The organism is Corynebacterium genitalium ATCC 33030 (assembly GCF_000143825.1).
Taxonomy (GTDB): Bacteria; Actinomycetota; Actinomycetes; order Mycobacteriales; family Mycobacteriaceae; genus Corynebacterium; species Corynebacterium genitalium.
Genome location: NZ_CM000961.1, coordinates 1,903,162 through 1,918,106, shown reverse-complemented (window position 1 = coordinate 1,918,106; position 14,945 = coordinate 1,903,162). Strand labels below are relative to the sequence as shown.

The 14,945-nt window shown below is 63.3% G+C and carries 17 protein-coding genes; 12 read left to right on the top strand and 5 right to left on the bottom strand.

Annotation, left to right across the window (positions count from 1 at the left end):
* Position 1 precedes the first annotated feature (1 nt).
* From ligA to HMPREF0291_RS11855, 5 genes are all read left to right on the top strand, one after another.
* Positions 2-2,026, top strand: coding sequence for an NAD-dependent DNA ligase LigA (ligA, locus tag HMPREF0291_RS09055; RefSeq protein ID WP_005290488.1), 2,025 nt, complete (start codon positions 2-4; stop codon positions 2,024-2,026).
* 72 nt (positions 2,027-2,098) lie between these two features.
* Entirely contained in the window at positions 2,099-2,497 is a 399-nt protein-coding gene (locus tag HMPREF0291_RS09050) for a hypothetical protein (protein WP_156774838.1), read from the top strand.
* 198 nt (positions 2,498-2,695) lie between these two features.
* Positions 2,696-3,193, top strand: a complete 498-nt coding sequence (locus HMPREF0291_RS12000) for a hypothetical protein (RefSeq protein WP_005290485.1) — start codon at positions 2,696-2,698, stop codon at positions 3,191-3,193.
* 328 nt (positions 3,194-3,521) lie between these two features.
* The gene (locus HMPREF0291_RS11860; protein ID WP_156774837.1) at positions 3,522-3,695 is read left to right on the top strand and encodes a hypothetical protein; all 174 of its coding nucleotides are present in this window, start codon (positions 3,522-3,524) and stop codon (positions 3,693-3,695) included.
* Positions 3,673-3,966 carry a hypothetical protein gene (locus HMPREF0291_RS11855; RefSeq protein ID WP_156774836.1) on the top strand — a complete coding sequence of 98 codons (294 nt, stop codon included), beginning with the start codon at positions 3,673-3,675 and terminating at the stop codon, positions 3,964-3,966. The genes HMPREF0291_RS11860 and HMPREF0291_RS11855 overlap by 23 nt, the downstream gene beginning before the upstream one ends.
* Before the next feature lie 12 nt (positions 3,967-3,978).
* On the opposite strand, the gene HMPREF0291_RS09040 is transcribed toward HMPREF0291_RS11855, so the two are convergent.
* The gene (locus HMPREF0291_RS09040; protein ID WP_005290480.1) at positions 3,979-4,653 is read right to left on the bottom strand and encodes an ACT domain-containing protein; all 675 of its coding nucleotides are present in this window, start codon (positions 4,651-4,653) and stop codon (positions 3,979-3,981) included.
* A gap of 83 nt (positions 4,654-4,736) precedes the next feature.
* Here HMPREF0291_RS09040 and HMPREF0291_RS09035 point away from each other — a divergent pair, with 83 nt between their 5' ends.
* From HMPREF0291_RS09035 to HMPREF0291_RS09005, 7 genes are all read left to right on the top strand, one after another.
* Positions 4,737-5,876: a cytochrome P450 gene (locus tag HMPREF0291_RS09035; protein WP_005290478.1), complete on the top strand. Its 1,140-nt coding sequence runs from the start codon at positions 4,737-4,739 to the stop codon at positions 5,874-5,876.
* A gap of 67 nt (positions 5,877-5,943) precedes the next feature.
* Complete coding sequence (gene gatC, locus HMPREF0291_RS09030) at positions 5,944-6,249, top strand: Asp-tRNA(Asn)/Glu-tRNA(Gln) amidotransferase subunit GatC (protein ID WP_005290474.1); 306 nt, start codon at positions 5,944-5,946, stop codon at positions 6,247-6,249.
* A 3-nt stretch (positions 6,250-6,252) separates the two neighbouring features.
* Positions 6,253-7,707 (top strand): Asp-tRNA(Asn)/Glu-tRNA(Gln) amidotransferase subunit GatA, encoded by a 1,455-nt coding sequence (gatA, locus tag HMPREF0291_RS09025; RefSeq protein WP_005290472.1) that lies wholly within the window; start codon positions 6,253-6,255, stop codon positions 7,705-7,707.
* Between the two features lie 5 nt (positions 7,708-7,712).
* Positions 7,713-9,014: an MFS transporter gene (locus HMPREF0291_RS09020; RefSeq protein ID WP_005290470.1), complete on the top strand. Its 1,302-nt coding sequence runs from the start codon at positions 7,713-7,715 to the stop codon at positions 9,012-9,014.
* Positions 9,015-9,024: 10 nt separating this feature from the next.
* Positions 9,025-10,056, top strand: a complete 1,032-nt coding sequence (locus tag HMPREF0291_RS09015; RefSeq protein WP_005290468.1) for a 6-phosphofructokinase — start codon at positions 9,025-9,027, stop codon at positions 10,054-10,056.
* A gap of 20 nt (positions 10,057-10,076) precedes the next feature.
* The gene (locus HMPREF0291_RS09010) at positions 10,077-11,006 is read left to right on the top strand and encodes an NAD-dependent epimerase/dehydratase family protein (RefSeq protein WP_005290466.1); all 930 of its coding nucleotides are present in this window, start codon (positions 10,077-10,079) and stop codon (positions 11,004-11,006) included.
* The gene (locus HMPREF0291_RS09005) at positions 11,003-11,584 is read left to right on the top strand and encodes a GNAT family N-acetyltransferase (protein WP_005290464.1); all 582 of its coding nucleotides are present in this window, start codon (positions 11,003-11,005) and stop codon (positions 11,582-11,584) included. Before HMPREF0291_RS09010 ends, HMPREF0291_RS09005 begins: the two co-directional genes overlap by 4 nt.
* On the opposite strand, the gene HMPREF0291_RS09000 is transcribed toward HMPREF0291_RS09005, so the two are convergent.
* Genes HMPREF0291_RS09000 through nadA form a run of 4 tightly spaced genes read right to left on the bottom strand, consistent with a single transcriptional unit; the run spans position 11,581 to position 14,904 of the window.
* Positions 11,581-12,495, bottom strand: a complete 915-nt coding sequence (locus HMPREF0291_RS09000) for a PrsW family glutamic-type intramembrane protease (protein WP_005290463.1) — start codon at positions 12,493-12,495, stop codon at positions 11,581-11,583. The two genes, HMPREF0291_RS09005 and HMPREF0291_RS09000, sit on opposite strands and share 4 nt — an antisense overlap.
* Positions 12,495-13,055, bottom strand: coding sequence for a hypothetical protein (locus tag HMPREF0291_RS08995; protein WP_156774835.1), 561 nt, complete (start codon positions 13,053-13,055; stop codon positions 12,495-12,497). Before HMPREF0291_RS08995 ends, HMPREF0291_RS09000 begins: the two co-directional genes overlap by 1 nt.
* A gap of 36 nt (positions 13,056-13,091) precedes the next feature.
* Complete coding sequence (gene nadC / locus HMPREF0291_RS08990; RefSeq protein WP_005290458.1) at positions 13,092-13,943, bottom strand: carboxylating nicotinate-nucleotide diphosphorylase; 852 nt, start codon at positions 13,941-13,943, stop codon at positions 13,092-13,094.
* 7 nt (positions 13,944-13,950) lie between these two features.
* Positions 13,951-14,904 (bottom strand): quinolinate synthase NadA, encoded by a 954-nt coding sequence (nadA, locus tag HMPREF0291_RS08985; protein WP_005290456.1) that lies wholly within the window; start codon positions 14,902-14,904, stop codon positions 13,951-13,953.
* Between the last annotated feature and the right edge of the window lie 41 nt (positions 14,905-14,945).

Sequence of the window (14,945 nt, the reverse complement as noted above, 5' to 3'; positions counted from 1 at the left end):
CGTGACTGAAGCTCAAGTTAGTGAAGACCTGCTGCGCCAGTGGAACGAGCTGGCGAAGGAGGTCCGCCGCCACCGCGACCTCTACTACAACGGCGACCCCGTGATCACGGACGCGGAGTTCGACGAGATGTTCCGCCGGCTGCAGCAGCTGGAGGAGGATCACCCGGAGCTCGCTGTGCCTGACTCGCCAACAAAGGAAGTCGGCGCGGCACCCACGAGCACGGCATTCGAGGATGTCGAGCACCTTGAGCCGATGATGAGCTTGGACAATGTGTTTTCCGCCGAGGAGTTGTCCGACTGGTTGACCAAGACCCCAGGCCCGTATCTCACCGAGCTGAAGATCGACGGTGTGTCCATTGACTTGGTTTACGAAAACGGCCAACTTACCCGCGCTGCCACTCGCGGCGATGGCAGGGTGGGGGAAAACATCACCGCTAACGCCCGCGTCATCGACGACATTCCGCACGAGCTCACCGGTGACTTCCCGGCATTGTTGGAGGTCCGCGGTGAGGTGTTCATCCGCCCGGAGGACTTCCCGGAGCTCAACGAGCTGCGCCAGAAAGAGGGCGGCAAGCCTTTTGCTAACCCCCGCAACACGGCAGCCGGCGGCCTGCGTCAGAAGGATCCGGAGAAGGTCCGCAACCGTAAGCTGCGCATGATCTGCCACGGCATCGGCGCCCGCGAGGGGGTTGAGTTCTCCTCGCAGCATGATGCCTACGAGAAGCTCGCGGCGTGGGGTTTGCCCGTCAGTGAATACACCAAGCGAGCGGAGACTGCCGAGGAAGTGCAGAAAACCGTCGAGTACTGGGCCGATCACCGCCACGACGCGATCCACGAGATGGACGGCTTGGTGATCAAGGTCGACGATCTAGCTGCCCAGCGCCAGCTCGGCTTTACTTCCCGCGCCCCGCGCTGGGCGATCGCCTACAAGTACCCGCCGGAAGAGGTGACCACAAAACTCAAGGACATCGCCGTGTCCGTTGGCCGCACCGGCCGCGCTACGCCGTTCGCGGTGCTCGAGCCGGTGTTTGTGTCCGGATCGACGGTATCCATGGCCACGCTGCACAACCAGCACGAGGTCAAGCGCAAGGGCGTGCTGATCGGCGACACCGTCGTCGTCCGCAAGGCAGGGGAGATCATCCCGGAGGTCCTTGGCCCTGTCGCCGACCTGCGTGACGGCACTGAGAAGGAGTTCGTCTTCCCGGAGAATTGCCCGGTGTGTGGCACGAAGCTTGCTCCCGCCAAGGAAGGCGATGCTGACTGGCGCTGCCCGAACACCCGCTCGTGTCCCGCTCAGCTCGGCCAACGCTTGGAGTACCTCGCGTCCCGCGGCGCGTTCGACATCGAAGCGCTCGGTGAGAAGGGTGCGCAAGACCTCATCGCTTCGGGCGTGCTTATCGACGAAGGCGACCTTTTCACCCTCACCGAATCCGACCTTGAGAAGTCCTCGGTGTACACCACCAAGGCCGGCACAGTGAACGCCTCCGGCAAGAAGCTGTTGGCCAATCTCGAGCAGGCCAAGGAAAAAGAGCTGTGGCGTGTCCTCGTCGCGTTGTCGATCCGCCACGTCGGTCCGACAGCTGCCCGGGCGCTCGCATCGCGCTACGGAAGCATGGGAAAGCTTCTCGACGCTTCCGTCGACGACCTCGCCGACACCGACGGCGTGGGCGGAATCATCGCCGAGTCGTTCAAGGAGTGGTTCGAGGTCGAGTGGCACCGCGACATCGTGCGCAAGTGGGGGGCCGCCGGTGTGAACATGGAGGACGAGGCCTCCGATCTCGAGCAGACCCTCGAAGGGTTGACGGTTGTGGTGACCGGATCGCTGGAGAACTTCAGTCGCGACGGTGCGAAAGAAGCGATCCTCTCGCGCGGCGGCAAGGCGGCTGGCTCCGTGTCGAAGAAGACTGACTACGTAGTGGTCGGGGAGAACGCGGGGTCCAAGGAGACAAAGGCGCGGGACCTTGGCATCACAATCCTCGACGAAGATCAGTTCCGGACACTCCTTGAGACCGGTGATGCAGAATAGCAAGGAGTAAATAATTGTGGCGAATGAGTGTTTCTGTTGTTGAAGTGACAAGTGTCTGGTAATTTCATGGGCATGAAGAAGAAGTTGCTTTCCCTTGTCATTGCTGGATCTCTCGCGACTGGAGCAGCGGTCTCGGTTCCGGAAGCCGATGCCCAAGCTCAAAGTAGCCTCGGTATCGCCCTCGCTGTCATTGCCGGAACTGCCGCAGTCGTCGGATTGGGAGTCGCTGCCTCGTCCGCCATGGATAACACTGCGGTGCCGCCGCAGCCAGAGCCCGAGCAGCCTCCGGTGCCGGAGGAACCGGTCGAGGAACAGCCTGCCGTTGAGCAACCCGCTGTCGGGCAGCCCGTTGTCGAGCAGCCTGTCGCCCCCGCTCAGCCTGCGGCGCCAATTGAAACTCCGCGTCAGCCCGTGCAGTCTGTTCAATCTGGCGCGACCGAGAAGACCCCCTTGGTTCCCGCCTACATCTAAACCGTATCGAGGTTAGTTAAAGGGCCCGGCTCCGGACTATCCGTACCTGGCCCTTCTGGCGCACTCGACGCACGCTGGCGAAATCTTGCAAATCGCTGAGTAAATGTTGATGAGCTGTTGACCGTCTGATAGATTCTGGATCGTTTAAAAGGAAACCTTCCACATCACGCACGCCCGATTAAGGGATTAAGGAATGAGATGAGAAATAAACTCGTTGCCGCCACCGTCGCTTGCACTTTGTGTCTGGGTAGCGTCGCAAACGTCGCTGCTGCTCCAGAGAGTCACGCCGACTCTCGCCGCATTGGTGTAATCATTGGTATCACCGCCGGCGCCCTGGCTCTCGCTGGATCCAGCTTCGCCGCGGGTGCCGCTTTGAGCTCTGAAGGTGGCTTCGAGCCGCCGCAGCCGCCTCAGCTGCCGCAACCGCCTCAGCTGCCGCAACCGCCTCAGCTGCCGCAGCCAGCACCGGCCCCTGCGCCCGAGGAGGTGCCCGCACCCGCTCCGGAGCAGGCCCCGGCGCCTGCTCCGGAAGATGCCCCAGCGCCCGCGCCTGCGGATGCGCTTCAGCCGGCACAGCCTGTACAGCATCCCGCAGAAGCGCCGGCTCCGGCACAGGCGGAGGCACCCCGGCAGGAAATCGCATCCGTGAAGTCCGGTGCGACGGAACTTGCGCAGGGTATCGCCCGCTTCATCTAAGGCATTACCCAAAGGGGGATCGGGGCGGACGTGCTCGTTCGCCCCGCTGGTTTTCTGTCCGCCGCAGTTCCAAGCGCGCTTCGGCGCGCTTTTTGTTTATTTGCTGATTGTTACGCGACGATTCCTTACTTGTCGAGTGTGGAACATCAAAATTCTGACAGATCGGAAACGGATTCTATTGGCGTGGAACGCCGAGAACCGAGGGATCGTTTAGAGGCAGTCGAAACACGCGTCGCCGCGTTCGAATCAGTTGCGCCCCGTCACACGTCCTCCGGAGACTTCTGGGGCGTGGACGGCATCGAGTCCTTGAACCGGTCCAACGCGCCAAATGAAACGAGCCTCGGTTCCGTCGTCTTTGGGGGTTCTGTATGTCTTGGGCCGCGAGTGCTCCTACCAGTGGGAGCGCGGCGCTGACTCACTCATCGGTCACGGTTGGGACGAATCTGTCGAACGCATCGCCGCCATTACGCATCCCGTCCGTGGTGCGATCCTGCGTCGTTAGTTCCGCCGGTGCCGGCTACCACCACGTCGGCTCGCTTCATGACACTGGCTGGATCGCAAAGCTTGACGGTCGCTACGAAGTCCGCCGCTCCCGCGTTATCTCCCTGCTGACCATGAGCAGCGTCATTCTCGTCGTCTGTCTTTTGGCGCGAAGAGCGAGCTGGAATGGCGATGTCCCAGTGTTCATTTGGTGGTTGCTGGCTGCGTGGTCCGCTGTACTCGTCGGCATACAAGCTTCGCGATGGGGTAAGGCGGGCGTCTGCCTTAAGTAGACGTAGCTCGCGCTAGCGGACGAGCGCGCCCACAATCGCCCCCAGGTCCCCAATGTGTGTCACCTCGGAGGCGAGGAAGTCCGGCCCGCCAGTGCGGCCGATGACAAGGAAAAGGCCCGACGATGCCAGCGGTGTGATCGCCAAGGTGGAGTCCAGCAGCCACCAGGATTCGGGCACCCACGTGTCAATGTCGTCGCGGAGGATGCGGGCCTCGGGTGCGTCGATAAGCGCAGGCACAGAGCCGTCGTCCGCGGGAGCTGCCTGAGAGCCGGCAACGCGCTCAATCCCGTCCTCGGTCTCGCGCAGCACGACTGCCCATGAAGACGTCAACGCCTGGGGCATGACTGACACAAGCTCCTCCATTGCTTGTGGAAGGTTGTGGACTTGACCAGCCACCCGGGCAAGCATTTCCACTTGACCGCGGCGGTCGACGCGGCCGGTGAATGGGCGAATGGAATCGACCTCAACGCCGTCGAGAGCAGCTGCGGCAGTGATGATCGAGTCGACCATGCCGCCGGTGAGAAGATCTACGACGATATCGTCGGTGACCACCGGCTGGCCGTCTACGTAGGTGGATTCCACGATATCCACGGATTTGATGTTCGCATCGGCCATGCCGAAAGCCTCCGCCAGCTCACCAAGGCTGCCAGGGGTATCGGGGAGGACGACGCGGATTAGGTAGGACATGGCCTCATTTATATCAACTCGCAAAATCGTGGGCGGGCGTACGATCGAGATTGAGACACACTCAACCGCATGAGAGGTACAAGATGCAGCCCCACGAACTGCACGAATCGACGCTTGCAGGAACCGAACCCCGACAATATGCAGACGCCCTCCACAGTGCTGGGAACAAATTGGCGAAGGACGGCGATGAGGTCGTTGTCGCCGGCCACGACCTCGCCCGCGAAGTCGCTGAGAATCCCGAGCATTACTCATCCGCAGTGTCGCGCTTCATGCAGCTGCCCAACGGGCTCGACGGCGAGCAGCACGCTAAAGTCCGCGCAATGATCGAGCGCTACCTGGATGCCCCTGCAGTCGAAGGGCTCGAACCCGTTCTGCGGGAGATCGCACGCGAGATCATCAATGATGCGCTCGCGCACGGCACTGCAGATGCGGTAGGAGACCTGGGCACGCAGTACGCAGTGCGCGCGATGACGGCCTGGCTTGGATGGCCTTCTGCAGTCAACGACGAGCTCGTCGTATGGGTGGCAGATAACAACGCTGCCACCCGCTCCGGGCAACTCGAGCGCACGGCCGAAGTCGCACGGCGTTTCGATGACATTATTCGTTCCGTCGTCGAACCGTTGCGAGAGAATCCCGATGATTCTGTGACCTCACGCCTTGTTCACGACGAGAGTTTGGGGCGCCCGCTGGAGTTCGAGGAGGTCGTCTCCGTGCTCCGCAACTGGACGGCTGGCGATCTGAGCTCTATGGCCTACTGCATAGGGGTTATCGTGGAGGCCCTCCTCGCACGCCCAGAGTTGCAGGAGCGTCTGCGTCAGGGTGTTTCTCGCGTCGAGTTCACCGCGATGGTCGATGAGATGCTTCGCGCAGACTCCCCGTTTGTGAGCAACCGCCGCGTCACCACGTGCCCCGTGACTCTTGGCGGGGTCGATCTTCCCGAGGGGCAGCGGGTGCGCATTCACTGGACAGCGGCGAACCGCGACCCTGAGACTTTCCCGGACGTTGACGGCTTCGACCCGGAGAAGAACGCGGGGGAGAACCTGGTGTGGGGTGCTGGCCCGCACGCCTGCCCTGGCAAGGCGCTCTCGGTGATTGAGCTACAGGCGTTGACTGAGGAGCTGTGCGCCGCGGCGGAACTTTCGCCAGCCGGCGATGGGGAGCGGGAGGTTCACCCGGTGGGCGGATGGGCATCGCTTAAGGTGCGGCTTACCGCTCGCGGATGATGAACCCAGCTTGACGTAAGATGAGGCGCGTTAACCACAACCCGAAGATTGAAGAAGGTGGGACAACGTGGCTGAAGCCTCAGGAATTTCCCGCGACGAGGTCGCAGGCATCGCGCGTCTGGCACGCATCGCCGTGAGCGAGGAAGAACTGGATCAGCTAGCAGGCCAGCTGGACACGATTGTGGAAGCCGTGTCAGCAGTGCAGGCCGTGGACACTGAGGGCGTGGAGCCGATGAGCCACCCGCACTCCATTGACGCGGGCATGCGCCCCGACGTTGTGCGCCCCACCCTGACTCAAGAGCAGGCGCTCGACCAGGCACCAGAGGTCGAAGAAGACCGCTTCATGGTTCCGCAGATTCTGGGGGAGGAGTAAACAATGGCGAACTGGACCGAACTGTCCGCACACGAACTGGCAGAAAAGATCCAAGCTGGTGAGGTGACCTCCCGCGAGATCACGCAAGCGTTCCTGGACAAGATCGCCGAGACCGACGGCGACATCGGCGCCTTCCTGCACATCGGGGCAGAAGAAGCATTGCAGGTCGCTGATGAGGTCGACGCGCAGGTCGCCGCCGGTGAGAAACCAGCCTCCCCGCTGGCCGGTGTGCCGCTGGCGTTGAAAGACCTGTTTGTCACCACCGACGCGCCGACCACTGCCGCCTCCAAGATGCTCGAGGGCTACATGAGCCCGTATGACGCCACGATCGTGACCAAGATCCGCGAGGCAAAGATCCCGATCTTGGGCAAGACGAACCTCGACGAGTTTGCCATGGGGTCCTCGACCGAGAACTCCGCGTACAAGATCACCCGCAACCCGCACGACCTGGAGCGCACTCCAGGCGGTTCCGGCGGTGGCACGGCTGCGGCTCTGGCTGCCAACCAGGCTCCGTTGGGAATCGGCACCGACACTGGCGGTTCGATCCGTCAGCCGGCGTCGCTCACCGGCACTGTCGGTGTGAAGCCGACCTACGGTGCTGTGTCCCGTTACGGCATGATTGCTAACGCTTCCTCCCTGGACCAGTGCGGTCCGTGCGCCAACTCTGTTCTCGACGCGGCGCTGCTGCACGAGGCCATTGCCGGCCACGACGAGTACGACGCGACGAGTGTGGACCGCCCCGTCAGCTCTGTGGTCGAAGCTGCGAAGCAGGGTGCGTCCGGCGACCTGTCTGGCGTCAAGGTGGGCCGCGTGAAGCAGTTCGGCGGTGAGGGCACTCAATCTGGCGTCGTCGAGGCTATCGACGCAGCATTCGCTCAACTGGAGAAGCAGGGCGCGGAGATTGTTGAGGTGGACTGCCCGAATTTCGAGCACGTCATGGGTGCGTACTACATCATCCAGACCTCCGAGGTCTCGTCGAACCTGGCCCGTTTCGACGGCATGCGGTACGGCCAGCGCAAGGGTGAAGGATCGGCAGAGGAGGTTATGGCGCGCACCCGCGGCGAGGGCTTCGGCGACGAGGTCAAGCGCCGTATCATTCTGGGCACCTACGCGCTGTCTGTCGGTTACTACGACGCTTACTACCTGCAGGCCCAGCGCATTCGCACCCTTGTTGCGCAGGACTTCCAGAAGGCCTTCGACCAGGTAGACGTCATTGCTGGCCCGGCCACGCCGACAACGGCGTTCAAGCTGGGTGACAAGGTCGATGACCCGCTGGCGATGTACAACTTCGACCTGTTCACGCTGCCGCTCAACCTCGCGGGCCTGCCCGGCATGAGCGTGCCTGCCGGCACGGCGTCCGACACCGGGCTGCCGGTGGGCCTCCAGCTCATTGCTCCGGCCTTCGCCGATGAGCGCCTCTACCGCGTCGGCGCCGCTTTTGAGGCCGGCAGGGCGTAGGTTTCTTGCACGGTTCGCGGCCCTGGTTCGCACTGTCGGCGCTGACGATCGGGTATTTCCTGATCATGTTCGATCAGGGCCTCATGCCGGTGATCACACCGCACCTTCCGGGTGAAGTGTCCGGCGCGGTGTGGCTCACCAGCATCTACCTGTTGTGCACGGTCGTGCCGATGCCGGTGACTGGCAGGCTGGGGGACAAGTACGGCCAGCGCACTGTCTACCTCGCCGGGTTGGGCACGTACGCGGCCAGTCTGGTGCTCGCGGCGATGTCATGGTCGTGGCCGGTCATTGTGATCGCCCGCGCGTTGCAAGGCCTTGGTTCCGCGATCTTCCTGCCGCAGGCATTCGGCCTGATCAATCGCATTTTCCCTTCCGACGGTAGGGGTAAGGCGTTCGGGTTCTGGGGCGTTGTCGGCTCGGTCGGATCACTGCTCGGCCCTATTGTTGGCGGAGTTTTCGTGGGCAGTTTCGGTTGGCGCTCAACCTTCATCCTGCAGGCCGGCATTGCCGGGGTCGGCCTCGTCTTGGCCGCCTTCTGGCTTCCGCGTCTCGCTCCAACTTCCGCACTCATTCCCGTCGGTGCTGCGGCGATGTCTTTCGTCGGCCTTGGCGCGTTGGTGTACGGCATCCACTTCGGCTCGTGGATCCCGCTGGTCGGCGGTGCGATCGTGGTGCTTTTCCTGGCGCGATCGTCTTCATTTGTTCCCCGTGAGCTCTACCGCGACCGCAACTTCGTCCTGGGCACCTCTGCCATTGTCGCCATGGGTTTCGCGGTCGCGGCGATGTTCATCCCGGTCATGTACTGGCTGCAAACCGTCGCAGGTGTCAGCGCACAGACCGCCGGCCTACTCACGGCCCCGATGTCGGTGGTGGCCATGCTGCTCACCCCGTGGGCCGGAGCGCTGTCAGACAAAATCAGCGCCAGACTTTTGTGCACTGCGGGCTTTGCGACGATGGTGGCCGCTCTCATCATCGCCTGGTCCATCACAGTTTCTGCTGCCGACTACCGTTGGTTCGCGCTTGTGACCGCGCTGTTGGGACTTGGCAGCGCCTTCGTCTGGGCGCCCAATGCCACCACGACGATGCGCAATGTGCCGGATTACGCCGCCGGGGCGGCCAGCGGGGTGTACAACACGCTGCGCCAGATCGGCAGCGTCGTCGGCGTGGCGTTGACCGGCGCAGTCCTTGCCTCCGGCCAGGTCGCTTCTACCGCTGGACCTGCGATCTTGCTGTCGGCGATCATGCTGGCCATCGGGGCGGCCGCGTCGGTCTTTCTTCGTACGGACATCCCCGCGCAATCGCGCTAGTGTGGAGCGCATGCGCCTAGCCACTCTCACCTCCGGCGGCGACTGCCCCGGCCTCAATGCTGTCATCCGTGCCCTCGTCCGTACCGCCAGCTCAGAATTCGGGTCCACGGTCGTCGGTTACCAGGACGGCTGGGTGGGTCTCATGGACGACCTGCGCACGGACTTGTACGACGACGCGTTCATCGACTCTATCCTGCTGCGCGGCGGCACGATCCTGGGCACCGGCCGCCTCCACCCGGATAAATTCAAGGCGGGCATCGACCAGATCAAGGCGAACCTCGACGACGCGGGCATCGACGCGCTGATCCCGATCGGCGGCGAAGGCACGCTCAAGGGTGCCAAGTGGCTCTCCGACAACGGCATTCCGGTGGTGGGCGTGCCGAAGACGATCGATAACGACGTCAACGCCACCGACTACACCTTCGGCTTCGACACCGCGGTGTCGGTGGCCACGGACGCGATCGACCGTCTGCACACCACGGCGGAATCGCACAACCGCATCCTCATCGTCGAGGTGATGGGCCGCCACGTCGGCTGGATCGCCCTGCACGCGGGTATGGCCGGCGGCGCGCACTACACGGTGATTCCTGAGGACCCCTTCGATATCGAGGACATCTGCAAGGCGATGGAGCGCCGCTTCCAGATGGGGGAGAAATACGGCATCATCGTCGTCGCCGAGGGCGCCGTGCCGAAGGAAGGCACGATGGACGCGGGACTTGGCGAAGAAGACGAATTCGGCCACAAGACATTCACTGGCATGGGCCAGATCATCGGCGACGAGATCCACCGCCGCCTGGGCTACGACGTGCGCACGACGGTGCTCGGCCACACGCAGCGCGGCGGCACGCCGACGGCCTACGACCGGGTGCTGGCGACACGTTACGGCGTGCACGCCGCGCGCGCGGCGCACGAGGGCAATTTCGGCACGACGGTCGCGCTGCGCGGCGAGGACATCACGCTCGTCCCGCTCGGCGATGCGGTGGAGAACCTCAAGCGCGTGCCGGAGCGCCGTATCCGCACGGCGCGGTCCATGTTCGGATAGCCGTCAGTTAGAATCACCGCGTGCGAACTCTCGTCACCGGCGGTGCCGGCTTCATTGGATCTCATCTCGTCGATCAGCTCGTCATGGCAGGCCACGAGGTCGCCGTGCTGGACAATTTGAGCAGCGGTCGGCTCGAAAACATCAGCCACCAGACTGCAGTCGAGCTCGTCGAGGGGGACGTGGGGGATAAGGGGCTAGCAGATGTCGTCGATAAGCTTGCTCCTGAAGTGATCTTCCACCTCGCCGCGCAGATCGACGTGCGCAAATCCGTCGAAGACCCGATCCTCGATGCGCAGGCGAATATTCTGGGCACGATCAATGTCGCGGAAGCCGCGCGGAAGGCTGGCGTGCGCAAGATCGTGCACACCTCGTCGGGCGGCTCGATTTACGGCACACCCAGCGAGTTTCCCGTCGACGAGTCCTTCCCGGTCGACCCGCACTCGCCGTATGCCGCGTCGAAGCTCGCTGGTGAGCAATACCTGGGCATTTATCGCCATCTGTACGGAATGCAAGCGAGTTTCATCGCGCCGGCGAATGTGTACGGCCCGCGGCAGAACCCGCACGGCGAAGCCGGGGTCGTGGCGATTTTCTCGGAGAACCTCTTGCATGGCCGTCCGACGAAGATTTTCGGCGGCGGCACGAACACGCGCGACTATGTTTACGTGGGCGATGTCGCGCGCGCATTCGTCCTCGCGGCGGGTGAGCGCGGCGACGGGGTGCGCTTCAATATCGGCACCTCTGTGGAGACGACTGACCGCGAATTGCACACGTTGGTAGCCAAACATGCGGGCGCGCCCGATGCGCCCCAGAATTTCCCGCCGCGGCTTGGCGACGTCCCCCGCTCCGCCCTCTCCGCCGCCCGCGCGAAGGAGATACTCGGGTGGGAGCCCACCGTCAGCCTCGACGAAGGCGTGGCACGGACCGTCGACGATTTCCGGAGGACGCAGTGAATTTTTGCGACAACCCCACCCTGAGCAACCAGTGGGTCACTCTCGAACCGTTGAGCCTCGATCATGCGGCGGCTCTGGCGTTAGCCGTCGGGGACTTGTGTGACCTGTGGTACCAGGACCACATTCCCACGCCTGGCGGCGTGCCGGAATACATCGAGAAGAACCTCGCCGATCAGGAGCGCGGCGAGCGCGCCCCGTGGGCGATCGTCGACCCGGCCGGCAACGCCATCGGCGTGACCACGTTCCTGCACCCGGATCCCGTGAACCGAAGCATCGAGATCGGGTCGACGTGGATCACTAAAGACGCTCAGGGTGCGCCGTTCAATAAAGCGGCGAAGCTCCTCATGCTGCAGCGCGCGTTCGAGGACCTGGGGTGCCTGCGCGTGGAGATCCGCACGCACTTCATGAACCGGCAGTCGCGCGCCGCGATCGAGAGCCTCGGTGCCAAGCTCGACGGGGTACTACGTCGCCACAAGATCCTCAAAAGCGGCCTCGTGCGCGACACGTGCGTCTACTCCATCTTGGACACCGAGTGGCCCGAGGTTAAGACCGCGCTTCAGGCGCGGCTGCGCGCTTAAGACCGCTGCCTGGCTTCTCGGGCTGAAACTTCCTCAACAGTCGCTGCGGAAGCTCCATGCGAGGCGGATTCAGTCCCCTCAGTCGTCTCCGCGATGTCTCGGCGGCCGATCTTGCGGGTGTGTAGGTAGAGCCAGATTCCGCCGATCCAGGTGAACGCAATGACCGCGATCAACGCCACCAGCGGGACGATCTCGCCGGGTAGCTCGGTTGAGGCGTTGAAGATCGAGTGAATGGCGAATCCGAGGAAGTACCAGATGACCAGTTGGCCGATGCGCCAGCCGAGAGATTTGTCCGTGCGGCACAAGAAGACGCCGAGGCCCCATGCCGAGAGACCGAGGTAGAGCGAGTGGCCCCATGGTCCAGGGACGGTCCGGGCGGCATACCCCATGAGCGAGCCCTCGACATCGGAGTTGAGGTTGTCGAGCGCCGCTTTCAAGATGTAGGTGGCGTTCTCCAGCGCCGCGAAGCCGAAACCGACGGCAATCGCGATGGTCACGGCCTCAATGGGGCGGCGGATGCGGAAGATCATGGTGCTCAGGATGAACACCGTGGCGAATTTGAATAACTCCTCGGCTGTGGGGCTCAGCAGAGCGAATCCCAAACTGCCCAAGCCCAGCCAATCCTTGAAGGCGATGATGGATTCATTCGTGGTCACTGAAGGGGCGCACAGAGCCATACCTGAGACGAACCCCGCGAAGATGAAGGCGGGAGAGGAATGAACAGGGCGACCCGGGTGGTTGCGCAGCAGAAGCCACGCCAGCAGTAACCACAGCGCCGCGAGCAATGCGCTCATTGCCGCGATCGTTGCGTTGAAGGGGAGCTGGCTGAAGTAGATAACCGACCAGACAGCGGAGGCGAGGAGGATCAGGATTCCTGCGATGCGGAGGATGAGGTTCATTTTGTCGGTCACTAGTCGCCCTCCGTTTCCTCGGAATCGTCAGCGGAACTATCAGTGTTCACGTCAGCGGAGTCGATCAAACGTTGGGCGAGCTCTTCTGCGTCGTCCCCGCCGAAAGAGAAGTAGCGGGTGGTCTGCCCGTCGGCAATGGAGACGGCCACGAGATGGCGTTCGGCGTCTGCCTCGGTGCGCTTCACATGCACGCCTTCACGCGGGGACCCGACGTTGCCGGTTTCCACGTTCCGGTCGAGTGTCACTCTGCGGTAGAAGCGGGCGAGGGCTTTCTCTGCGTTGTTGGGTGCCGGTTCGGAGCGGCCAAGAATGCGCGTCGAATCGCAATCCCACGCCTTCGTGCTTTCCGCGAAGCCCGCCGGGTTGCTGCACACAAGCTGCCCGCCGTTCTCGTCGGGCACGCCAATGCTGCCCAACTCCACAGGGTTGTCGGGCACCTGGGACTCTTCGGGTGTCGTGGTGGCGTCGACAACGCGCGGAAAGGCCAGCGCGGCGGCGACGAGGAATAAAAGAATAAGCCCGAGCACGATCGGTGCCCGGGAGGATTTCAAATCATTCATAACGCCGATCATGATACATAACGGCGGCTATCACTGCTATACGGCGTCCAGTCCGATGTCGAGGATGGCAACCGAGTGCGTGAGCGCGCCGACCGCGAGAAAATCCACGCCGGTCTCCGCGTAGGCGCGGGCTCGGTCGAGCGTCAATCCGCCCGAGGATTCCAGCTTCGTCCCGGGGGACAGGGCATCGCGCTTATCGACGGCTTCCCGTGTCGCCTCCACGCCGAAATTATCCAGCATGACCAGATCTGGTGTGAATGCCAGGACTGCTTCAAGCTGGCCGAGGTCGTCGACTTCAACTTCGCGGGGCAGGTCCGGGAAGGCGGCGGTGGTGCGCCGGTACGCTTCTGCCACGGTTCCGACGCTGGCAACGTGATTGTCCTTGATGAGAACGGCGTCGCCCAGGCTCATTCGGTGGTTGACTCCGCCGCCGCACCGCACCGCGTATTTAGCTAGGTCGCGGTATCCGGGCAAGGTCTTGCGGGAATCGCGGACTCTGGTGCCGGTTCCTGCGAGCTGTCGGGTCCACTCGTGCGTGCGGGTAGCGATGCCGCTGGCGTAGGTGAGCAGATTCAGTGCCGTGCGTTCAGCAGAGAGGATCGACCGCGCGGGGCCGGAGACTGTCGCGAGACGGTCGCCTGGCGCGACTAGGTCGCCGTCGGCCGCGTGGACCGCCACGTCGATGTCTGGGCTGACTTCGTGCATGGTCCACGCGACGGTGTCCAGGCCCGCGACCACGCCGGGTGTGCGTGGGACGACGATGGCGGTGAGGTGGGCGTCGGCGTCGACAGTCGCCTCGGTCGTGGCGTCGGGGCCGTGCGTGAAATCTTCCTCGAGGCCGAGGCGGATGAGGCGCAGCGCGGCGTCTTTATTCAGTGGTGCACTCATCCGCGGGTCACTCTCCGCTGCCCGGGTTGCCGATGGCGATCATGCGCTCCAGCGACTGGCGCGCCTTCGCGGCGGTCTCCTCGGGCACAGTGACTTCGTCGCGCATGTCCCGAAGGCTGGCCACGAGTTTCTCCGGGGTGATCATTTTCATGTATTTGCAGGAGGCCTGGGGGTTGACGGGCTGGAAGTCCGCCAGCGGGGATTTCTTCTGCAGTTGGTGGAGCATGCCCACCTCGGTAGCCACGAGGACTGTGCCTTCAGTGTCCCGGTCCGCCTGGTCCAGCATGCCGCCGGTGGAGAGCATGTGCACGCGCTCCGGGGCGATGACGCCCTCGCTGGCGAGATAGATCGCTGAATTCGCGCAACCGCACTCCGGGTGGATGTACAGGGGAGCATCCGGGTGCGCGGCTGCCTGGCCGGCGAGCTCCTTGCCGTTGATGCCGGCGTGCACGTGGCATTCGCCGGCCCAGATGCGGATATTCTCGCGGCCGGTTTGCCGTTTGACGTGCGCGCCGAGGAATTGATCCGGACAGAAGAGGATCTCTGCGTCGGGGTCGATGGAATTGACCACGTCGACGGCATTGGAGGACGTGCAGCACACATCGGTGAGGGCCTTCACATCCGCTGTGGTGTTGACGTAGCTGACCACCACGGCGCCCGGGTGCTCGGCCTTCCACTCGCGCAGCTGCTCGGCGGTGATCGAATCGGCGAGGGAACAACCGGCGGCTTCGTCCGGGATGAGCACGGTCTTGTCGGGGCTGAGGATCTTCGCGCTTTCCGCCATGAAGTGCACGCCGCAGAAGACGATGACATCGGCGTCCGTGTCGGCCGCAATCCGGGACAGCGCTAGGGAATCGCCGGTGAAATCCGCGATGTCCTGGATCTCCGGGATCTGGTAGTTATGCGCCAGAATAACGGCGTTTCGTTCCTTCTTGAGTTTTTGCACTTCATCGGTCCACATATGTTCAATGTAGCGCTCATGGCCGCAGTGAAATAACGGAA